The sequence below is a fragment of the Actinorugispora endophytica genome, assembly GCF_004363075.1.
GTDB lineage: Bacteria > Actinomycetota > Actinomycetes > Streptosporangiales > Streptosporangiaceae > Actinorugispora > Actinorugispora endophytica.
The window spans coordinates 1-20,184 of the sequence record NZ_SNYN01000036.1 but is presented as its reverse complement, the minus strand read 5'-3'; the positions used below and the strand labels follow the sequence as shown (position 1 = coordinate 20,184).

The 20,184-nt window shown below is 73.3% G+C and carries 17 protein-coding genes and 1 tRNA gene; 12 read left to right on the top strand and 6 right to left on the bottom strand.

The genetic code is table 11. The annotated features are described in order from the left end of the window. Positions 1-93 precede the first annotated feature (93 nt). The 4 genes from EV190_RS22670 (at position 94) to mscL (ending at position 2,512) form a co-directional block, all read left to right on the top strand. Entirely contained in the window at positions 94-672 is a 579-nt protein-coding gene (locus tag EV190_RS22670; RefSeq protein WP_394345553.1) for a 5-formyltetrahydrofolate cyclo-ligase, read from the top strand. A gap of 186 nt (positions 673-858) precedes the next feature. After that, complete coding sequence (locus tag EV190_RS22665; RefSeq protein WP_133743646.1) at positions 859-1,176, top strand: FmdB family zinc ribbon protein; 318 nt, start codon at positions 859-861, stop codon at positions 1,174-1,176. Between the two features lie 155 nt (positions 1,177-1,331). After that, complete coding sequence (cpaB, locus tag EV190_RS22660) at positions 1,332-1,970, top strand: Flp pilus assembly protein CpaB (protein WP_133743645.1); 639 nt, start codon at positions 1,332-1,334, stop codon at positions 1,968-1,970. A 137-nt stretch (positions 1,971-2,107) separates the two neighbouring features. Further along, positions 2,108-2,512: a large conductance mechanosensitive channel protein MscL gene (mscL, locus tag EV190_RS22655; RefSeq protein ID WP_133743644.1), complete on the top strand. Its 405-nt coding sequence runs from the start codon at positions 2,108-2,110 to the stop codon at positions 2,510-2,512. Positions 2,513-2,561: 49 nt separating this feature from the next. On the opposite strand, the gene EV190_RS22650 is transcribed toward mscL, so the two are convergent. Then, positions 2,562-3,587 (bottom strand): M15 family metallopeptidase, encoded by a 1,026-nt coding sequence (locus tag EV190_RS22650; RefSeq protein ID WP_133743643.1) that lies wholly within the window; start codon positions 3,585-3,587, stop codon positions 2,562-2,564. A 473-nt stretch (positions 3,588-4,060) separates the two neighbouring features. Between EV190_RS22650 and EV190_RS22645 the strand changes: the two genes are divergently transcribed. Then, positions 4,061-4,133, top strand: a tRNA-Arg gene (locus EV190_RS22645). Between the two features lie 332 nt (positions 4,134-4,465). On the opposite strand, the gene EV190_RS22640 is transcribed toward EV190_RS22645, so the two are convergent. Together EV190_RS22640 and EV190_RS22635 are read right to left on the bottom strand one after the other, a co-directional pair. Continuing rightward, the gene (locus EV190_RS22640; RefSeq protein ID WP_133743642.1) at positions 4,466-4,966 is read right to left on the bottom strand and encodes a flavodoxin domain-containing protein; all 501 of its coding nucleotides are present in this window, start codon (positions 4,964-4,966) and stop codon (positions 4,466-4,468) included. Between the two features lie 141 nt (positions 4,967-5,107). Then, positions 5,108-6,778 (bottom strand): AMP-binding protein, encoded by a 1,671-nt coding sequence (locus EV190_RS22635; RefSeq protein ID WP_133743641.1) that lies wholly within the window; start codon positions 6,776-6,778, stop codon positions 5,108-5,110. Between the two features lie 788 nt (positions 6,779-7,566). On the opposite strand from EV190_RS22635, the gene mtlA reads away from it, so the two are divergent. After that, positions 7,567-8,649: a mannitol-specific PTS transporter subunit IIC gene (mtlA, locus tag EV190_RS22630; RefSeq protein ID WP_133743640.1), complete on the top strand. Its 1,083-nt coding sequence runs from the start codon at positions 7,567-7,569 to the stop codon at positions 8,647-8,649. An 805-nt stretch (positions 8,650-9,454) separates the two neighbouring features. Here mtlA and EV190_RS22625 read toward each other — a convergent pair. Genes EV190_RS22625 through EV190_RS22615 form a run of 3 tightly spaced genes read right to left on the bottom strand, consistent with a single transcriptional unit; the run spans position 9,455 to position 12,471 of the window. After that, the gene (locus tag EV190_RS22625; RefSeq protein ID WP_208113298.1) at positions 9,455-10,984 is read right to left on the bottom strand and encodes a fluoroquinolone export ABC transporter permease subunit; all 1,530 of its coding nucleotides are present in this window, start codon (positions 10,982-10,984) and stop codon (positions 9,455-9,457) included. Next, a complete protein-coding gene (locus EV190_RS22620) occupies positions 10,981-11,844 on the bottom strand; it encodes an ABC transporter ATP-binding protein (protein WP_133743639.1) in 864 nt (287 codons plus the stop codon). Before EV190_RS22620 ends, EV190_RS22625 begins: the two co-directional genes overlap by 4 nt. Before the next feature lie 45 nt (positions 11,845-11,889). Beyond that, positions 11,890-12,471 (bottom strand): TetR/AcrR family transcriptional regulator, encoded by a 582-nt coding sequence (locus EV190_RS22615; protein ID WP_208113297.1) that lies wholly within the window; start codon positions 12,469-12,471, stop codon positions 11,890-11,892. A 161-nt stretch (positions 12,472-12,632) separates the two neighbouring features. On the opposite strand from EV190_RS22615, the gene EV190_RS22610 reads away from it, so the two are divergent. The 6 genes from EV190_RS22610 (at position 12,633) to EV190_RS22585 (ending at position 19,627) form a co-directional block, all read left to right on the top strand. Further along, positions 12,633-14,159 (top strand): FAD-dependent monooxygenase, encoded by a 1,527-nt coding sequence (locus tag EV190_RS22610; protein ID WP_133743638.1) that lies wholly within the window; start codon positions 12,633-12,635, stop codon positions 14,157-14,159. Continuing rightward, positions 14,156-14,782 (top strand): TetR/AcrR family transcriptional regulator, encoded by a 627-nt coding sequence (locus EV190_RS22605; RefSeq protein WP_243742738.1) that lies wholly within the window; start codon positions 14,156-14,158, stop codon positions 14,780-14,782. Before EV190_RS22610 ends, EV190_RS22605 begins: the two co-directional genes overlap by 4 nt. Before the next feature lie 74 nt (positions 14,783-14,856). Then, positions 14,857-16,326, top strand: coding sequence for a DNA-3-methyladenine glycosylase 2 family protein (locus EV190_RS22600; protein WP_133743636.1), 1,470 nt, complete (start codon positions 14,857-14,859; stop codon positions 16,324-16,326). Between the two features lie 29 nt (positions 16,327-16,355). Beyond that, positions 16,356-16,877, top strand: coding sequence for a methylated-DNA--[protein]-cysteine S-methyltransferase (locus EV190_RS22595; RefSeq protein ID WP_133743635.1), 522 nt, complete (start codon positions 16,356-16,358; stop codon positions 16,875-16,877). Positions 16,878-17,033: 156 nt separating this feature from the next. Then, positions 17,034-17,486, top strand: coding sequence for a type II toxin-antitoxin system PemK/MazF family toxin (locus EV190_RS22590; RefSeq protein ID WP_133743634.1), 453 nt, complete (start codon positions 17,034-17,036; stop codon positions 17,484-17,486). Positions 17,487-17,929: 443 nt separating this feature from the next. Then, positions 17,930-19,627 (top strand): alkyl sulfatase dimerization domain-containing protein, encoded by a 1,698-nt coding sequence (locus EV190_RS22585; RefSeq protein ID WP_133743633.1) that lies wholly within the window; start codon positions 17,930-17,932, stop codon positions 19,625-19,627. The last annotated feature ends 557 nt before the right edge of the window (positions 19,628-20,184 follow it).

Below are 20,184 nucleotides of genomic sequence, written 5' to 3'. Positions count from 1 at the left end.
GTCGTGATTTAGCGGTTCGTCCGCGCTTCGTTCACCTCCTCTTGGCCCGTGGGCGGGCGGCCTCCCCTCCGGGCCTGCTGGCAGACTCCTGCCATGGACGGTGCACGGACCAAGGGCGAGATGCGGCGGCGCGTGCTCGCGGCGCGGCGGGAACTGGACGAGGGCGCGCGGGACGCGGCCGGCTCGGCGGTCCGGGACGCGCTGCTGGGGGTGCCGAGGCTCATCATGGGCGGCACGGTCGCGGTCTACTACTCGGTGGGCGCCGAGCCGAACACCCGCAAACTCGTCGCGGGCCTGCACAGGCACGGCGTCTACGTCCTGCTGCCGGTGCTCCTGGACAGCGGGGAGCTGGACTGGGCCTCCTACGAGGGCCCCGACTCGCTGGCGCCCGCCGGGCGCGGACTGCTGGAGCCCACCGGGCCGCGCCACGGGGTGGACGCGGTGCGCGGGGCCGCGGGCGTCGTCTGCCCCGCGCTGGCGGTGGACGCCGCGGGGCGCCGCCTCGGCCGCGGGGCGGGCTGCTACGACAGGGTGCTGGGCCGGGTGGGGCCGCAGGCGCTGACCCTCGCCGTGGTCTACGACTCCGAACTGGTGGAGTCGGTGCCCGTCGAGGCGCACGACCGCCCGGTCCGGGGCGTGGTGACGCCCGGGGGCGGCGTCCGCCTGTTCTGACCCCGGGCCGCGCGCGGTCCGGGTGTCGCATCTCACACCACCCCCGGGCAGAACGGTCGGCACGGCCGCGTTACACCGGCGGACGGCACCGACCGGAGGGTGCGACCACCCCCGATGTCGCGGTCCGGCCGTCCGAGCGCGTACTATTTAGCAGTCGTCGGGTGAGAGTGCCAGCAAGGAGGACACGTGCCTACGTACCAGTACGCATGCACTGAGTGCGGCGCCGAGTTGGAAGTCGTGCAGAGCTTCAGCGACGACGCGCTGACGATCTGCCCGACCTGCCAGGGCAAGCTGCGCAAGGTGTACTCCGCCGTGGGCATCGTCTTCAAGGGCTCGGGCTTCTACCGCACCGACAGCGGCTCCAGCTCCAACAGCTCCTCGCTGACGGGCACCAACGGCTCCGCCAAGCCCGTCAAGGCCGAGGCCTCCTCGTCGGACTCCTCCGCGTCGGTCTCCTCGCCGTCGAGCGACTCCGCCAAGACGACGGCCGCCCCCGCGGCCTGACCCGCGAGCCTTCCGCCTGAGGGCCGTTCCGCGCACGCGGAACGGCCCTCACGGCGTTTCCGGGGCCCGCGCGCCGCGGGCCCGCAGCCTGTGGACAACTCCGGGCACTCCTCCGGTTCCACGCCTACGGTTCGTCCCATGAACGGTGACAGGCGATGAAGCCCCCGCGGGGGCGCCCCCTCCGGCTCGGATGGCACCGGTGGCGGCGGCCGCTGGGAGCGGCGTGCGCGGCGGCGGCCGTGGCCGGAGCGCTCCTGGTGCTGCGCCCCCCGCCCCCGCCCTCGGTCGAGGTCCTGGTGGCCGCGCGCGACCTCTCCGCGCTGGAGCCCCTGACGGGGACGGACACGGCCGTACGCGCGGTCCCGGAGCCGCTGGCCCCCGACGGCGCGCTGCCTCCGGACCACCCGATCGCGGGGGCCTCGCTGCGCTCGCCCGTGCGCGCGGGGGAGGTCCTCACCGGGGTCAGGCTGGCCGACCCCCCGGCCGCCGGGCACGGCGCGGGCCTGGTGGCCGCGCCGGTGCGGGTCGCCGACCCGGACGCGGTCGCGCTGCTGCGGCCCGGCAGCCGGATCGACGTCCTCGCCGCCGCCGGCGACCCCCTGTCCACGGGGTACGCGGAGGCGCCTCCCGCCCGCACGGTCGTGACGGACCGGCCGGTGATCGCCGTTCCCTCCGCCGCCCCCGGGACGGCGGAACCGGGGGCACTGGTCCTGATCGCGGTCACCGAGGAGGAGGCCCGGACACTGGCCGGACACGCCCCGGCCGGACGGCTGTCCATCACCATCCGCGGCTGATCGGTAGCCTTGACCACCGCAAACCGTCCGGACCCGGGAGATCGCGAGATACGGGGCATCCGGGCGGCACCGGCGCCGACCGCCCGCAGGCGGCGCCCGACCCCCTTCACCCGCACGGAAAGCGCACCAGCCCCATGATGGACGGATTCAAGAAGTTCCTCTTCCAGGGCAACCTGGTCCAGTTGGCGGTGGCCGTCGTCATCGGCGCCGTCTTCTCCGAACTGATCGCGGCGTTCACCGCCGCCCTCATCACCCCCCTGCTGGGGGTCTTCGGCGGGGTTCCCCAGTTCGCCGAGCTGAGCTTCACGATCAACGGCAGCGAGTTCCTCTACGGCGCCTTCATCGACGCCCTGATCTCGTTCCTGCTGACCGCCGCGATCCTGTACTTCTTCGTGGTGCTTCCCGTCTCCAAGGTGATGGAGCGCTTCAGCAGGGCCGAGGAGGCCACCCACAGGGAGTGCCCGGCCTGCTTCAGCGAGATCAGCAAGAAGGCCACCCGGTGCGCGCACTGCACCAGCGAGGTCGCCCCCGAGGCGGTCTGAGCGTGCCCCCGGGCCGGACCCGCTTCCACGGGTCCGGTCCGGCCCTCTCCTAACCGCCCGAGGGGTCGTACTCCCAGTGCCAGGGTTCGAACGGGCTGGAGTAGGCCCACTGCGGGTGGAACCAGCCGTACTCGCGCGAGTTGCTCTCCAGCCAGTTGAACGGCGCCGACCCCTGGGTCTGCACTCCGCCGCACAGGTCGATGGCCAGGCCGAGGCCGTGGTTGCTGGTGCCGGGCACCGCCGCGAAGCCCGGGGGCTGCTGGGCGTAGACGCGCTGCTGGTTGGCCAGGTCCCGGTAGGAGCTGGTCACGCAGATCTCGGTGCCGAAGTTCAAGGCGTACGCCTCGTTCATGAGCAGGAAGTCGACCGCCGCGTCGGCCCTCAGGGAGTGCCCGTCCACGTGGAGGCCGCACAGCGCGTCCGACGGCAGCAGGCCGTTGGGGTAGCCCGAGGCGGCCGCACCAGCGCCGGCGTCGCACTCGACACCGGCCATGTACGCGTCCACGGACAGGCCGCGGTCCTCGAGCTCCTTGATCAGGGCCGCGGTGCTCTCCTCCGACTGCTCCTTCAGCGCCTCCAGGTCGTCGGCGAGCTCGACCCGCTCGAGCTGGGTCTCCGACTGGAGCTCCTGCGCCTGCCCGGTGAGCTCGACCTGCTGGTCGCGCAGGTCGTTGGCCTCCTCCAGGAGCTCCTCCTGGTCCTGCGAGATCTTCAGGACGTGCGACTCGACCCGGAGGTCCTGGTCGATCGTGCCGGACATCACAAGCCCCAGGATGCCCGCGTCGGGCTGCTTGTAGAGGGTGGACGCGAGCTGGGCCAGCGGAGCGCGCAGGTCGGTCAGCTTGCCCTCGGTCTTCTGCAGCTCGTGCAGCGTCTTGACCAGCTCCTCCTGCGCCGCCTCCAACTCGTCCTCGCGGTCGGTGTAGTCGTCGGTGGCCTGCTCCAGCTCGTCCTTGGCCTGTTCGGCCTGCTCCTTGAGGGATTCCAGATCGTTGTCCGCGTGTGCGGGCGCCGGAGCGACGACCGCCTGCCCTCCGATGTTCAACAGCATCGTGAGGACGAGTGTGAACAGCATCGCGACCACGGTCCGCGATCGGGGTCGGCCCTTCGCGACGGACGGGGTCCCGCTTCTCGTCGCGCGGTCACGGCGCCGCGCGGGATCGAGAACGAACGGCACGTAGCTCCTCCGCTGCCTTTTCGGTAATTCGCGTGGCCGGATCGCAACGTACTACATGTCCACAATCGGACACACCGGCGAAGCGAACAATGCCCGCACGGTCAGGCCGACGCCGGCCCGGCTCTTCCGGGCAGCCTCCGGTTCCTCACCGTTCCTCCTGGTCCCGGACGTCCGAGCCGCGGAAAGCAACACCGCGGGCCCCGGTCACGCCGCCTCGGAGCGTCTCCGTCCACGCCGAAACGTGACGGGCATCACCCGGCGGCCACGACAACCCGGTCGACTATGAAGAGTACTCAACGGTTTCCCCTCCCCGCCCCATCCGAGTCGCCCGCACCACTCACCACCCGAGTCCGTTACCCTGGATGCGACCCGGCCTCATAGCTCAGGGGACAGAGCACCGCTCTCCTAAAGCGGGTGTCGCAGGTTCGAATCCTGCTGGGGCCACTTCTGTGATCCCGGACTCCTCCGGAACGAGGAGCCCGGGATCGAACCGGTGGCCGCCTTCCACCGCCGCGGGCGCCTCCCGACGGGTTCCGGGCCCGGAGCGCCCCGACGAGTCATCCCCGCCGCGACGGCCCTTCCCCGGCTCCTCCTCCGCTCCGGTTTCCCCGTCGGCCGCGCGGAACCCCCGGACCGCCATCGGCCGCGGTGTTCGCGCGGCGATGCCCCCCGCCGCGCGGTCCCGTGGAACGGCGCGCGGCGGGGGGCATCGCCAGGCGGCCTCCCAGGGTTCACCCGGCTGCCCGCGACCGGAGGCCCGGGCAGCCGGCGAGAACTCACCGGAGGAGTTCCGCGGCGATCCTCCCGGCCCAGGCGTCGACCTCCGGCCAGTCGCGGAAGTCGCCGTAACGGCCCCCGTTCCGCTCGTAGCCCTCGCGTTCCCCGGCCGTCATGTGCTCGGGGGCCAGCGATCCGGCGAAGAGGCGGTACTCGCGGGGACCGACCGCCTCCCGGAGGCCGAGGACCTCCTTCGGCTCGGACGCGTGCTCCGCCGGGCGGTCCCCGGAGAGGTGACCGGTCCCGACGCTGAACAGCCAGACGGGCCGACCGGCGAGCGCCTCGGCGTGGCGGCGCGCGTACTCGGCGGCCGCGGGGATCCAGGAGCCCCCGCGCACGGCACTGCCCAGCACGGCGGCCTCGTAGGCGTCGACGTCCCCGGCCCGGTCCAGGGGCAGGGCCTCGGCGTCGTGGCCGCACCCGCGGAGGTGTCCGGCCATCCGCTCCGCGATCTCCCGGGTCGATCCGTTCTCACTCGCGTACCCGACCAGTACCCGCATCCCGTCCCCTTCCGCGCTGTGTCCGTCCGCTCCAGTCTCGGCGCGCGGGGCCCCGGCACGGAGAGGCGAAGTCCCCGCGCTCTTCGGGACGTACGACCCGAACCCGGCCCCTTCCCGCCCTGGCCGGGAAGGGGCTCGTCGTCAGTGGGCGACGTCCTGCCTGCGTTGTTCGTCAGGGGCGTTGAGGATGTCGGCGCCCCCGGGTCGGGGATCCCTGACCGGCCGCGCCTCCGTGTCGGGCGGGGGAGGGGTCGGGGCGGGCGGGGCCGGGTGCTCGGGTCGGCGGACCGGGAGCGGGGGCTGGGGCCGCCTGTCCGGGCTCGCGGCGGGCGGAAGCGCCGCGCGGGCGCCCGGCGGCGCGACGGCCTCGGGGGGCGGCGGCCTCCGCCGGGCGCGGCGGTTCAGGGTCAGGACGCCGTCGGAGGTGAGCCCACCGGTCAGGCCGGTGGCGAACCAGCCCTCGTGGAAGGCCGCGATGGTGGGGGCCGGGGCGTTCCAGTACCCCCGGGCCACGGTCGCACCGCTCACCTGGACCTCCCCGGCGGGCGAGACGCGGACGCGGACCCCCGGCAGCGGCCGTCCCACCCCGCCCGAGGGGCTCTTTCCGATGACGTCGATGGCGAGCGGCCCAGCGGTCTCGGCCATCCCGAACCCCTGGACGATGGGCAGACCCGCGCCGTTGAAGAAGTGGGTGAAGCGTTCGGGCACCCCGCCGATGCACGCGATGAAGGCCACCCGTCCGCCGAAGCGATCGCGGATCCGGGTGTACAGCCAGTCGTGCATGGCGTGCGAGATGCGCCGCCACACGCCCCTGCGCCCGCCCTGGCCGTACGTGATGGCGTGCTCGGTGGCCGCGTTGAAGGCGCTGAGGTTGTCCCAGCCGGGGTTCTTGGACTTCTTCTGCTCGGCGGCGTGCTCGAGGGCGTAGGCGCGGTCCAGGAGGTGCGGGTGCGCGAGCAGGATGGTGGGGGCGAACCTGCGGATCTCGGGCATCAGCGCGGAGCGTCCGGAGGGGAACCCCACCCGCACGCCCGCCATCAGGCAGGCCACCAGCAGGGTCTGGGCGAACACCTCGGCGAGGGGCACGTGGATGAGCGTGCTGGCGTCCCCTTCGGGGATGTCGTCGATCAGGTCGCCGGTCCGCGCGAGCAGGCTGTCGGCGCAGGACAGGAGGTTGCGGTGGGTCAGGACCACCCCTCGGGACCGTGTCCCCGTGGTGGCGGGGTGGGCGATGACGGCGATGTCGTCGCGGGTGGTCTCCTCCCTGCGGAAGAGGACGGCGGAGGCCGCCATGTAGGTGCCCGCGCTGACGATCGGCGCGAGGCCGGGGTTCGTCCAGCCTCCCGTGCCGCCCTCGGGCGGTTCCTCCAGGCGGCACACGCGGGCGAGGATCCCCGGTTCGCGGTGGACTCCGGCGACGGCGCGCGCGTGCCGCTCGCTCTCCACGATCACGACGGTGGGCAGCGAGTCGCGGATGACGTGCTGGAGCCGCGCCGCCGAGCAGGACAGGTGGACGGGGACCAGGATCCCCCGCACGGCCCACACCGCGAACGCGACCACCGCCCATTCGTAGCGTGTGCCGCAGGCCAGGACCACGCGGTCGCCCGCCGCCACCCCCGAGGCGATGAGCCCCTGGGCGACCTGGGTGACGTCGTGCCGGAAGTCGTCGAGGGAGCGGCGCTCCCACCGGTTCCCGGCCCTGCGGACGAACCCCCCGCTGCGCGGCGCCGCGCTGTTGTCCTGGTAGGGCAGGTCTCCGAGCCTCTCGACCCGCGGCCACCGCGAAGTCTCGTCTCCGCGCCTCTGTCGCATATCCGCCCGCCCCTCGGTGTGGCAGGTGCGCCACCCGGTCCATGCACCTGCGTGTTCTCTGCTCTCCCGTGATCTCGTGTGAAAGCTTTCCAACTGTGCAGGATTTTTTCCAGGCAAGGCAAGAGAGAACAGCGGAATCCCGTCGATGTCCTCCGCATTTTCCGCTCGGACGAACGGAACGAACAGGGACGGTGACGGGTTTTCCCTCCCCGCGATTGGCCGATTCGTCCGCTCCGGCACGGGTTTCCGCCATCCGCCGGCCTCTCCGGAACACCTCGGAAGGTAAACAGAGTTCGTCCGGGCGACACCGAAAGAATGTTTCCGACGTCGAGAATTGAAAAAAGATCCATCCGGCAATGGAATGATCCCGCGCCCCGCCCACGGGCCGCCGCTCCGCCCCGACCCCCCTGGCCGGGCCGCCGGCCCACGGGACCGAGAAAGATCACTTCGGGGCCTTGTCTGATCCGCAGCGCGTTCCTAAACTCGGTCAGACCAGCGGCAAGGCGCCGGCAACGGCACACTCCGCCCCGCCGGCGACACGGAAAACGTCGCGTCGAATCCGCCTCGCACCGAAACGGAACCGCTACCGAATAATGCGTTAACCCGATACGAACAGCAGTTCGCCCGAACCCTTTTCCCGCCCGGAATTCCCGCATCCGCCACCGGACCGGGCGGAACCACGGCGGGCCGCGCCGGTTCGCCTTCCGGCCGCCCCCGCAGACCCCGCGCGCACCCCCGCTCCCCGGACGCCGCGGCCCCTCGGCACATCCCCCCTCTAGAGAGCCCCCATGACAACCACCGAGAACCCTTCCCGTGCCGTCCGGCTCCGCGCCGGAATCCAACGGTTCGGCGGCTACATGGCCGGAATGGTGATGCCCAACATCGGCGCGTTCATCGCCTGGGGCCTCATCACCGCCCTGTTCATCCCCACGGGCTGGATACCGAACGAGACGCTGGCCGCGTTCGTCGATCCGATGGTCATGGTGGTGCTGCCGGTCCTCATCGGCTACACCGGCGGGCAGCTGGTGTACGGCCAGCGCGGCGCGATCGTCGGCGCCACCGCGACCGTGGGAATCGTGGTCGGGGCGGACATCCCGATGTTCCTCGGCGCGATGATCATCGGCCCTCTGGCCGCCTACACCATCAAGCTGTTCGACGGCGTCGTCCAGCCGCGCGTGCACACCGGCTTCGAGATGCTGGTGAACAACTTCAGCGCCGGGATCATCGGCGGCGCCGTCGCGCTGCTCTCCATGCTCTCCATCGGCCCCCTGGTGCAGTGGCTCACCAACCTCCTGGGCGACGGGGTGGGCTTCCTCGTCGACTCCCAGCTGCTCCCCCTGGTCTCGGTCTTCGTCGAGCCCGCCAAGGTGCTGTTCCTCAACAACGCCATCAACCACGGCGTGCTCGGGCCGCTGGGCGCGGCCGAGGCGAGCAGCACCGGCCGGGCGGTGGAGTTCCTCGTCGAGACCAACCCGGGTCCGGGGCTGGGGATCCTGATCGCCTGCATGCTGTTCGGACCGCGCGCCTCGCGCGGTTCCGCCCCCGGCGCGATCGTCATCCACTTCTTCGGCGGCATCCACGAGATCTACTTCCCGTACATCCTCGCCCAGCCCCGGTTGATCCTGGCGGCCATCGCCGGGGGCGCCTCCGGCATCATGGTCTTCCTCGCCACGGGCGCCGGACTGGTTGCCACCCCCTCCCCGGGCAGCATCATCGCGCTGCTGGCGGTCACCCCCAAGGGCGCGCACTTCGGCGTGGTCGCCGGCGTGGTCACCGCGACCGTGGTCTCCTTCCTCGTGGCGTCCGCCCTGATGTGGTTCGGCCGGTCCCGCAACGAGTCCGAACTCGACAACGAGGAGACCCACGCCTAGCGCCCCGCGTCCGGAACCCGCTGGTCGCGTCGCCTCCGTGGTGCCCGTTCCTCCCGGTGATCTTGACCTTTTCGGGGTCTCAGAGGCCTTGTTGTCAAGTGGTTGTTGCAACGAGGGCGGCGTTGAGGGCCTCGGCGGGGGTGGCCCAGCCGAGGGTCTGGCGGGGCCGTCCGTTGAGTTCGGCGGGGTGGCCGGGTGATCCTCCTCTGCCCCCGGTGACGGTCCGGGGTTGCGTGACAGTGCGTAGCACTGGCCGCGCGAGCACCACGCCGGAAGCCGCCCGCCCGCCCCGGAGCCGAGGACCGGCACGGACACCCGCCCGTGGTGCTCGCGCGGCCGTCGCTCCGCGAAGTCACGCAACCTCGCCAGGCCCCTTTTCGACACGGGAGGATCACCCGGCCAACCCGTCGAAACACCCCCGTGGCGGAGACTCCCTATGGGGTTTCCGGCGCGGGGGTGTTTGGCGTGCTGGTGCTTTGGGTGGGTCGTTCGGCCTCACGTCCGCGAACCGCGAGGTGACGGCGGGCGGCGACGGCGGGTGAGGGTCGAGGCCGCGCCCACGACGTCCGTTGCGTGGGGGTTCCGCTGACGGTCTTGGGCTTTCTGCCCGTTTCAGGGCTTGGAAGGGCGGAAAGCCCATGATCGTTCCGGGAGGGCGGGACCGGCCCTCGAACCGCCGCGCAGCGGACATCCGGCGGTTATGCGCGGACCTCCCGGCCCCGCCCGCCGTCGCCGCTCGTCGTAACAGGTCCCGAGGGGACCCCGCCCCGGCAGAGCCCCGAATCACCCCCGCGCCGGAGACTCCCTAACGGACCCGACGCCGGCGCCCTCCGAGGCGGACCCGGTGGGGCGCCAGTATCCGGACCGACAGCAGGGCTCCCGCGAGCAGGGCGACCACGCCTCCCGCCGCGGCCACCGCGAGCGGCGGAAGGGTCGAGTAGCCCGGCACGGCCAGCACCGCCCATGAGGGCGGGAGCGGCCACAGCACCCACTGGAGCGAGACGGGAAGCCACCACAGCGCCACCGGCAGCAGGGTCATGGCCGCCCCCAGGAGCTTGACCGCCACGAGCGCCTCGACCTTGTTGGCGGTCGACGCCGCGACGACGAGCACCAGCAGCGGGGCCTGGAGCGCGGCCAGCGCCACCGCGACGAGCAGCCCCGGGGAGAACCCGTCGGCCAGTCCCGACACCGGAACGGCGAAGGCCAGACCGAGCGCGCACGCGGCGGTGGTCGTGGCGATCCGGTATCCCAGGTAGGCGGGCGCGGTGAACGGCGAGACGCGCAGGAGGAGCAGGGTCCCGTCGTCGCCGTCCTCGACCGTGCGCAGCCCGCCGATGGCGCCCGTCATGAGCGGGACGTGCAGCAGGATCAGGACGGTCAGCGCGACCGGCTGGTAGGGCGCCGGATCGACGCCGTACCGCGCGGTGACCAGGTCCACGGCGTGCGGGTACCCCAGGCCCACGGCCACGGAGATCAGGAGCGGCCCGGCGAGCACCGCCACCGAGGTCGCGTCGCGGGCCGTTCCGCGAAGGTCGATCCAGGCGAACGCCGCGGCCGCTCCTCCGCGCGGTCCCCGGGTGGTCCGCCGCCCCGCCCGGCGCGCGGGGGCGGGGGCCGCCTCGTCCGGACCGGCGGAGAGCCCTCGGGCGGCCATCACCGCCGCGGCCCCCGCGCACAGCAGCAGCCAGGCCGCGCCCAGGGGCAGCGCCCACGGCTCGGCCGCGCCGGCGTCCGGGAGCATCCCGGAGCGGATGAGCTCCGCCGCCGTCGTGCTGGGGACCAGGAACAGCGCCGGGTGGTCGGCCAGGCCGAGCAGGCGGGCCAGCGGGGCCAGGAGAAGCGGGGCGAACACCGCGGCGAAACGGCCGAAGAAGCGCGGCAGCGTGTCCGCGCGCGCGCCCGCGGCCAGCGACACCGCCAGGAACAGCAGCGAGCCGAGGCCGACCCCGACCGCCACCAGGGCCAGGGACGCGGTCGCGCCTCCGGGAGACCCCCGCAACGCCACCAGGCCGATGGGCAGGGACGAGAGGACGGACAGCGCCGTGAGCACGCCGACCCTGACCGCGACGTATTCGCCCGGACGCAGTGGGCTGACGGCCAGAGCGTCGCGCGCGCCCTCCTGCCGTTCGAACAGCAGCAGCGCGACGACGAACAGCGCCCCGAACCCGGCGGTGTCGGCGAGCAGGAGCACCGCCGCCAACCCCGGCGCCGCGGCGGCCGGGACCAGGGCGAGCACCAGGGTCCACAGCGCGGCCAGGCCGAACGCGGCGGCGACGATCCCGTAGCGGGCCTCCACCCGGGCCTCCAGCGCGCACGCGGCGACGATCCTGTTCACAGCGCCTTCCTCGTCACGGCGGCGAAGACCTCGTCGAGGCTCGCCTCGCGCGAGTGCACGGTCTCGACCCGGCCCTGGCGCGCCAGTTCGGCGAAGGCCGGGTCCTGGGCGAGGTCGGCGACGGAGAACTCGCGCCGGGCCGGTCCCGCGTCCCCCCGGTACTCGACGACCACCCCCGCCCTGCCGTGGCCCAGTCGGAAGCCGCGCGGGGAGTCGACCGCGGCGATCCGCCCGTCGACGACGAACGCCACCCGGTCGCACAGCTGATCGGCGGTGGCCATGTCGTGCGTGGTCAGGAAGACGGTCCGGCCCTGGTCCGCCTGCTCCCGGACGAGGTCGCGCAGCATCGCCGCGCGCACCGGGTCCTGCCCCGAGGTGGGCTCGTCGAGGAACAGCAGTTCGGGCTGGTTGACCAGGGCGCGGGCCAGGTTGAGCCGCATGCGCATCCCCTTGGACAGGGTGCCCGCCCGTTGCCCGGCCGCGTCGGCCAGGTCGACGCGTTCCAGGAGTTCGTCGACGTCGGCGGTGGGACCCCGGTAGAGCGCGGCGAACGCGGCGAGGTTCTCCCTCGCGGTGAGCCTGCCGAAGTACGCGGGGAGTTCGAATCCCACCCCGATCCGCTGGTAGAGGTCGGAGCCCCAGTCCTCCAGCGGGCGTCCCAGCACCGCGACCCGGCCCTGGTAGTCGCGCAGCAGCCGGGTCAGGACGCGCTGGGTGGAGGACTTTCCCGCCCCCGAAGGGCCGAGGAAGCCGAAGACCTCCCCGGATCGGACGGTGAAGCTCATGTCCCGTACGGCGGCCCGCGCTGAGCCGGGGTAGCGGACGTTCAACGCCGCCACGTCGATGGCTGGACCGGACATCGTGGTTCCTGCTTCCTATGGGGGGGTTTGCGGGGTGCCGCGCGGTCAGCCGAACTCGGCGCGGAGCGCGTCGAACGCCTCGTCGACCAGGTCGGGCAGCGGTTCGGCGCCGTCGCCCTCGACCCAGGCCGTGAGGGCGGTGACCAGGGCCGCCAGGCAGGCCGCCGCGGCCGCCCGCACCCGCAGGGGGGATCGGCCGTCGGCGTCGGGGCCGCCGAGCGCGCGCTCGAACAGCCGCTGGGTGCCCTCCTGGTTCTCCCAGAGGCCGGCGCGCAGCCCCGGTGTGCTGAGCAGCAGCCGGGTCCGGGCGAGCAGCGCGTCCCGGTCCGCGTCGTACACCAGCGCCAGCCCGTCCCGGACCGCGGTCCGGATCCGTGTCACCGGCGGTTCGCCGGCGGGCCGGGACCGGATCATCTCCTCCAGCATCGGGTCGTAGCCGTCCTGCAGGACGACGTCCTCCTTGGTGGGGAAGTAGCGGAAGAACGTCATGTGGGAGACCCCGGCGCGCTCGGCGATCCGGGCGACCGTGGTGGCGTCGAAGCCCTGCTCCAGGAACAGTTCCAGGGCCGCCTCCTGGATCCGGGCGCGCGTGCGCGCCCGCTTGTCCGCCCGCCAGTCGCCACTCATCCCGCCCTCTTTCCGTTAGTCAGTAACATGTTATTGACTAACACAAAAAACGCAAGCCCTCCGGACGCCCGCCCTCTGGCTTCACGACTCCCTCCGTGCTCTAATTAATTAACGATCCAGGCGCGTAAACAAATAGGGCGCGCAGGAGAACGGAGCCGGTCATGGAGCCAACGGACGTACTCGTCGTCGGGGCGGGGCCCGCCGGACTGACACTCGCGTGCGGACTGCTGCTACAGGGCGCCTCCGTGCGGGTGGTGGACCGGGCGCCGGGCCCGGCCACCTCTTCGCGGGCGAACTTCCTGCACGCGCGGGGCTCGGAGGTCCTCGGGCGGCTGGGCGCGCTCGGCGACCTGCCCGAACGGTCGATCCCGGCCATGACGATCACGCTTCACGCGGGCGGGCGCACGGTGTCCACGATCCGGTTCGGCGACGCCGGGCTGCGCACGTCCCGGCCCGCGATGCTGACGCCCCAGTCCCGGGTCGAGGCCGCGCTGCGCGCCCGCCTCGCCGAACTGGGCGGCCGGGTCGAGTGGGACACCCCGCTCGTGGACGCCTCCCAGGACGACAACGGGATCACGGCCACACTCGGCGGCGGGCGGACCGCGCGCGCCGGCTGGCTGGCCGGCTGCGACGGGGCGCACAGCACGACGCGCGGCCTGGCCGGAATGGGCTTCCCCGGCGTCCCGATCGCCGACCGGTGGCTGCTGGCCGACGTGCGCATGGACTGGGCGATGAGCCCCTCCGGCTCCCACGGCTGGCTGCACCGGGACGGGCTCGTGGGCGCGCTGCCGATGCGGGACCCCGACGGCGCCGGCGTCGTATGGCGCCTGATGGCCTACCTGCCCGGCTCCACCGACGACGCTCTGGAGCCGGAGCAGGTCCTGGAGCGGATGCGCCGCATCCTGCCCGAGCGCACCGGCCTCTCCGGCGTCGAGATCCACGACGCGGTCTGGACCTCGACCTTCCGCATCCACCGGCGGCTGGCCGAGGACTACCGGCGCGGACGCTTCCTGCTCGTCGGCGACGCCGCGCACATCCACAGCCCCATGGGCGGGCAGGGAATGCTCACCGGGATCGGTGACGCCGAGAACCTGGCGTGGAAGCTCTCCCTCGTCGCGCGCGGCCGCGCGGCCGAGGCCCTGCTGGACACCTACACCGCCGAGCGTCGCCCGCTGGCCGCCGAAGTACTGCGCACCACCTCGGCCAACACGCGGTTCCAGGTCGGTGAGGGAGCGGTCGTGCGGTTCCTGCGCGAACACGTGATGCCCACCGTGATGAACCTGCCCCCGGTGCAGCGTTGGGCCACGTCCGCGGCCTCCCAACTGGGCGTCTCCTACCGGCGCGGCCCTCTGGGGACGCGACCGGTGCCGCTTCCGGGCCGCGCTCCGCGCCCCGGGGACCGCGTCCCCGACCTGGCGTGCCTCGACGGCGACGGCGGCGCCACCCGCCTGCACGCCGAACTCGGCGCACGCTGGGTAGTGCTGACCGCGGCCCCCGACACCCGGGCCTGGACCGACGCCCGCAAGCGGCTGGGCGGGCGCGTCACCGCGCTTCGCCCCGAGCGGGCCGCCCTCCGCGACGCCCTGCTCGTGCGCCCGGACGGCCACCTCGCCTGGCGGGGTCACCCCGGTTCGGCGGATCTGGGACGATGGCTGGACGACGCCTTGGAACGGGGACGGGCACGGTGACGACGGATCGGTGGAGCGACGGGGCCGCGGGGCCCCGGGGCCGCGGCCGCCCCCGTGATCCGGGGGTGGACGCGGCGATCCTCAAGGCCGCGCTGGAGCTGTTCGTCGAGGGCGGCGTCGAGGCGGCGAGCATGCAGCGGATCGCCGCCCGCGCCGGGGTGGGCAAGCTGACCGTCTACCGGCGCTGGTCCTCCAAGGAGGAGCTGCTCGCCCAGGCCATCGAATCGGCCCGCGAGAACCTCCCCGAGGTGACGGCCGAGGACGTCGAGCACGTTCCGGTGGCCGAACTGGTCGAGCGGGCGATCCCCGCCACCGCCGACGCCCTGGCCGAGCCGGGGTTCCGCGCGTTCGCCGCGCAGACGCTGGGGACCTCCGTCACCCACCCCGCGCTCATGGCCGCCTACTGGGAGCACTACGTGCTGCCCCGGCGCCGGGCCATCCGCGTCATGCTGGAACGCGCCATACGGGACGGTGTCCTCTCCACCGACACCGACGTCGAGGCGCTGATCGACATGATGGTCGGCGCGATGATCTACCGCGTGCTCCATCCGCCGGTCCCCGACTCCGCCGAGCTGCGGGACTACCTGAGATCGGTCTACCGCCTGGCCGGGCTGCTCCCCTGAGTGCCGGGGCGGCGGAGGAGGACCGTGTCGTTTTCCCGCCAGCCCGCGTGGGCGCGGCCCCCGATACTGAAGAGGTGTACGAAGACACCGAGCGCTGTGTACGGGCGGTGCTGTCCAAGGACGCGCGCTTCGACGGCTGGTTCTTCACCGCGGTGCGCACGACGGGGATCTACTGTCGGCCGAGCTGCCCGGTGGTCCCGCCCAAGCCCGAGAACATGACCTTCCACCCGAGTGCGGCGGCCGCCCAGCAGGCCGGGTACCGGGCCTGCAAGCGGTGCCGCCCCGACACGAGCCCCGGATCGCCGGAGTGGAACCAGCGCGCCGACCTGGTGGCCCGCGCGATGCGGCTGATCGCCGACGGGGTGGTCGACCGCGCCGGGGTGCCGGGGCTGGCCGCGCGGCTCGGGTACAGCGTCCGCCAGGTCGAGCGGCAGCTGCTCGCCGAACTCGGCGCCGGCCCCCTCGCCCTGGCCCGCGCCCAGCGCGCCCAGACCGCCCGGCTGCTCATCGAGACCAGCGCGCTGCCGATGGGCGACGTCGCCTTCGCGGCGGGCTTCGCCAGTATCCGCGCCTTCAACGACACCGTGCGCGAGGTCTTCGCGCTCTCCCCCACCGAGCTGCGCTCCCGCGCCGCGCGCGGCCGCCCGCCCAAGACCGCCGGGCTGTTGTCGCTGCGCCTGCCGTTCCGCGCGCCGCTGTGCCCCGACAACCTGTTCGGCCACCTCGCCGCGACCGCGGTGCCGGGGGTGGAGGAGTGGCGCGACGGCGCGTACCGGCGCACCCTGCGCCTGCCGCACGGCCAGGGCCTGGTCGCGCTGCGCCCGCTGCCCGACCACGTCGCCTGCCAACTGGCGCTGACCGACCTGCGGGACCTGGCCACCGCGATCAGCCGGTGCCGCCGCCTCCTCGACCTCGACGCCGATCCGGTGGCCGTCGACGACCTGCTGCGCGAGGACCCCGCTCTCGCTCCACTCGTGGACAAGGCACCGGGCCGCCGGGTGCCCCGCACCGTGGACCCGGCGGAGTTCGCGGTGCGCGCGGTGCTGGGGCAGCAGGTCTCCACCGCCGCCGCCCGCACCCACGCCGCACGGCTGGCGGCCGCGCACGGCGAGCCGGTCGCCGACGCCGCGGGCGGTCTCACCCACCTCTTCCCCTCCTCCGGCGCGCTGGCCGGACTGGACCCCGCCGCGCTGGCCCTGCCCCGGGCGCGCCGCGCGGCCGTCACCGGCCTGGTGGCGGCGCTGGCCGCGGACGAGATCGACCTCAGCCCCGGCGGCGACCGGGACGCGGCCCGCGCCCGGCTGGGCGCCCTGCCCGGCCTGGGCCCGTGGACCGTGGAGACGATCGCGATGCGCTCGCTCGGCGACCCCGACGCCTTCGTCCCCACCGACCTGGGTGTCAAGCTCGCCGCCCGCTCCCTCGGCCTGCCCTCCACCCCGGCGGCCCTGACCGGGCGCTCCCGGGCCTGGCGGCCGTGGCGCGCCTACGCCGTGCAGTACCTGTGGGCGACCGGCGACCACCCTGTCAACCGACTGCCCGTCTGACCCCGCTTCCGCGGAATGATCGGAGGACCATGACCGAGAAGATCCCGGCACGCGAACGCGTGCACACCGTCGTCGACAGCCCCGTCGGCCCGCTGACCCTGGTGGCGGCCGGAGGCGCGCTGGTCGGCCTGTACATGACGGAGCAGCGGCACCGGCCGGCGGAGGAGGACTTCGGCGCGCCCGACCCCGAACCGTTCACCGAGGCGGCCGCCCAGCTGCGCGACTACTTCGCGGGGGAGCGGACCGGGTTCGACCTTCCCCTGGCTCCGGAGGGCACGCCCTTCCAGCGCGTGGTGTGGGACGCCCTGCTGGAGATCCCCTACGGCGAGACCGTCTCCTACGGCCGGCTCGCCGACCGGATCGGCAGGCCCACCGCGTCCAGGGCCGTGGGCATGGCCAACGGGCGCAACCCGATCGGCATCATCGTGCCCTGCCATCGCGTCGTCGGCGCCTCCGGCGGCCTCACCGGGTACGGCGGCGGCCTGGAGCGCAAGCAGCGGCTGCTCGCCCTGGAACGGCAGGGCACCGGCCAGCTGACGCTGCCCGCCTGACCCGCGCCGTCCCCCGCCGGCGATGCCGACGTCAGCGCCCCGCGATGTCCGGTTCGGGGGCGCTGGCGTCGGGATCGCCGGCGGGGCGCGGTGGCCTCGGCCCGGACATACCGCCACCCGACCGGCGTCACAGGACACAACACCTAGGATGCCCCCGTGAACAACCGTTACGGGAACACCGAGGAACGACCGCCGCACCCCCATGAAGGGGCGCTTCGCGAGGTGCCGACCGGAAGGAACGCCACGGACCTGGTCTACGCGCCCGAACGCGACGGCCTGGCCGACGCCGGTGAGGTCGTGTGGACGTGGGTGCCCTTCGAGGAGGACCCCTCCCAGGGCAAGGACCGCCCCCTGCTCGTCGTGGGCCGCAAGGGCACGCGGCTCCACGCGCTGATGCTCTCCAGCCGGGAGCCCGACCACTGGGAGGAGCAGGACTGGCTGGCGCTGGGCTCCGGCCCCTGGGACCGCGAGGGCCGCGACTCCTACATCCGGCTGGACCGGCTGTTCGAGATGGAGGAGCACGACATCCGCCGCGAGGGCGCGATCATGGACGAGGCCGCGTTCCTCCGGGTGGCCGTGGTGCTGCGGAAGCGGTACGGCTGGACGTGAGCCCCGCCGGGAGGGAAGCTCCGGTGCGGGGGTGATTGGGGCTCTGTCGGGTCGGGGTCCCCTCGGGACCTGTCACGGCGGGCGGCGACGGCGCGCGGGTCCCCGGGCTGCGGGAAGGTGTCCGTTTCCTGGCGCTCCCTCCGGTGATCTTGGCCTTTTCGGGGTCTCAGAGACGGTTGAGACCCCGGAAAGGCCAAGATCACCGGGAGGAACGGACATCGTGGGCGCGGCCTCGACCCGCACCCGCCGTCGCCGCCCGCCGTCACCTCGCGATCCGCACGGCAGGAGGCCGAAAGGCCCCCGAAGCACCGGTGCGCGGGTCACCCCCGCGACGGAGGTTCCCAAAGCTCCGTTTGCGGTTCCGTGGGCCCCACTTGGGCCCCGGGTGACCGTCCGCCGAGCAGCATGGGGGATGCAGCCGGGCAGCGCCAGGGGGAGGAACGTTGTCCTACTCATTGCCCTATCCGGAACCGGTGCGGTACGCGCCCGACGGCAGTCCCCTGCGCGGCGACGCGCTGGAGGTCCCCGAGGTCGTCCCCGTCGAGGGGGCCCCCGCGTGGAACCTCCGGTACGAGGACGGCTCGATCGCGGACTGCGTGGTCCTGCGGGGCCCGGACGGGCTCGTCCTGGTCGGCACCGGGGAGGGCTACCACCAGGGGCGGGCCATCGCCGCGGCGATCGAGGAGCGCTTCGACGCACCGGTCCGGGCCGTGGTCTACGGTGACCGCCGCGACGGCCACTGCTCGGGGACCCGCGCCGTCCTGGCGGGGCACCGGATCGGCCGGGTCCCCGTCCTCGCCCATGAGACCTGGCAGGAGCGGCGCACACCCCACCACCAGGCGGTCTCCTCCATCGTCGCGGTGCGGGCGGCCATGCAGTACGGCCGCTCGCTGCGCGGCGCCGACGACCGCGGCCCGGCCCCGCTGCGACCCCCCGCCGTCGACGAGCCCCCCAACCCGCTCGTGCCGCCCACGGTCACGGTCCGCCACAACCAGGAGATGACGCTGGCGGGGCTGCGCGTCCGGTTCCTCAGCACCGGCTCGGGGGAGGAGGCCGCGCTCAGCCTGTACCTGGTGGACCACCGGACCGCGGTCATCACGACCGACGTCCACGCCGCGCCGTCCAACCTGAGCGCCGTCGAGGGGGTGCGGGCGAGCGTCTCGGCGGACTGGCGGACCCTGCTCACCCGCCTGTCCACGCTGGACATCGAATATCTCGTCGGCACCCGTCTGAGCCCGTTGAGGGGTGCGGAGAACATCCGGGACTTCCTCTCCGTCTACCACGACATCGTGGACTACCTGCACGACCAGACGGTCCGGCACATGCTGGCCGGGATGCCCTTCGAGGACGTCGTCCAGCGGATCCCGCTCCCCCCGAACGTGGTCTCCGGGCCGTTCACACGGCCTTTCCACGGGAACCTCCTGGGCAGCGCGGCGCAGTACTGCGTCGAGTACCTGGGCTGGTTCTCCGGGAACGCCGTGGACATGGCGCCGACGCCGCGCGGGGAGCGCGCGCGGCGCGGGATCGCGCTGATGGGCGGGGACGGGCGCGTGCTGCGGGCGTCCGCCGAGGCGCTGGAGGGCGGAGATCCGCAGTGGGCCGCGGAGCTCGCGCGCATGGTGGTGGAGGCCGACCCCGGCGACGCGCCCGGGCGCGCGGCCCTCACCCGGGCGCTGCGCGCTTTGGGCGACAACGAGGCGAATCCGCTGCGCCGCAACTGGTACCACAGCGCGGCGCTGGAGGTCTCCGGTGAACTCCGGCTCTCCCACGTACGCGACGCCCTCGCCTCACCGGCCTCGCTGTCGCCCCGCGAGATCCTGGACGGCCTGCGGTTCCGGGTGGCGCCCGAGAGGTCCGCCGGGACCACGGTGAGCATCGGCGTGAACCTCAGCGACACCGGTGAGCACTTCGGAGTCCGGCTCCGCAACAGCGTGCTGCGGGTCGAGGCGGGCATACCGGCGGAGTGGAACGCGGGAATCCGACTGTCCCGGGACACCCTGGTGGACCTGGTGACGGACAGAGCCTCCCTGACGGAGCTGATGGAGACCGGCGCCATCGAGGTCCAGGGCGTCCCCGGCCCGGTCGAGGAACTGTGGGACGCCATCGAGCCGCGGCCGGAACTGTCGCTTCACCTGCGGTGATCGGGCCGACACGCCTTCCGCCGAGAGACCGGCCGTCCGTGATCCCCGCTCCAATTCAAAATGAACATCCGATGAACCGATAACTCTTCTTTCCGGAAGGCGCCACCCGGCCACTTCAGAGAACCCGCACCACAGACACCTACCGGGCAACGGGAAGCCAAAGGTTGGCAAACGATGATCAACAAAAGGGCCCCTGATCAGACCGATGCCCTAGGTTCGGCGGAGCAGGGATCGGGCGGTTCCACTCCGCCGTGAATCGGAGAAGGGCTTTGGTCGTGTCGCAGTGGCGCGCCTCCGGTGCAACCGACCGCTTGCGGGGCCGTGAAGGCCGAACCGCACCCGACACGAACCCCCTCGCTTCCCGACCCGCCTCCGCCGCGCCCCGGAAGACCTGGCGCACCGCTCCGGAGCGGCCGTCCGAGTCCGCGTCCTCCCTCCTTCCGGACCCGAGGTAGCCGCCGCCATGGGTATGGAGTTGCCGGACGAACTGCGGAACCTCTTCTACGGACTCACCGGATCGAAATGGCCGGACGTGGACGAGGACGAACTCCGCGCGC

Coding starts and splice junctions, on each gene's coding strand:
- EV190_RS22650 (WP_133743643.1), bottom strand. CDS start 3,587: ATGCTGTTCACACTCGTCCTCACGATGCTGTTGAACATCGGAGGGCAG.
- EV190_RS22640 (WP_133743642.1), bottom strand. CDS start 4,966: ATGCGGGTACTGGTCGGGTACGCGAGTGAGAACGGATCGACCCGGGAG.
- EV190_RS22670 (WP_394345553.1), top strand. CDS start 94: ATGGACGGTGCACGGACCAAGGGCGAGATGCGGCGGCGCGTGCTCGCG.
- EV190_RS22610 (WP_133743638.1), top strand. CDS start 12,633: ATGGAGCCAACGGACGTACTCGTCGTCGGGGCGGGGCCCGCCGGACTG.
- cpaB (WP_133743645.1), top strand. CDS start 1,332: ATGAAGCCCCCGCGGGGGCGCCCCCTCCGGCTCGGATGGCACCGGTGG.
- mscL (WP_133743644.1), top strand. CDS start 2,108: ATGGACGGATTCAAGAAGTTCCTCTTCCAGGGCAACCTGGTCCAGTTG.
- EV190_RS22635 (WP_133743641.1), bottom strand. CDS start 6,778: ATGCGACAGAGGCGCGGAGACGAGACTTCGCGGTGGCCGCGGGTCGAG.
- mtlA (WP_133743640.1), top strand. CDS start 7,567: ATGACAACCACCGAGAACCCTTCCCGTGCCGTCCGGCTCCGCGCCGGA.
- EV190_RS22595 (WP_133743635.1), top strand. CDS start 16,356: ATGACCGAGAAGATCCCGGCACGCGAACGCGTGCACACCGTCGTCGAC.
- EV190_RS22615 (WP_208113297.1), bottom strand. CDS start 12,471: ATGAGTGGCGACTGGCGGGCGGACAAGCGGGCGCGCACGCGCGCCCGG.
- EV190_RS22620 (WP_133743639.1), bottom strand. CDS start 11,844: ATGTCCGGTCCAGCCATCGACGTGGCGGCGTTGAACGTCCGCTACCCC.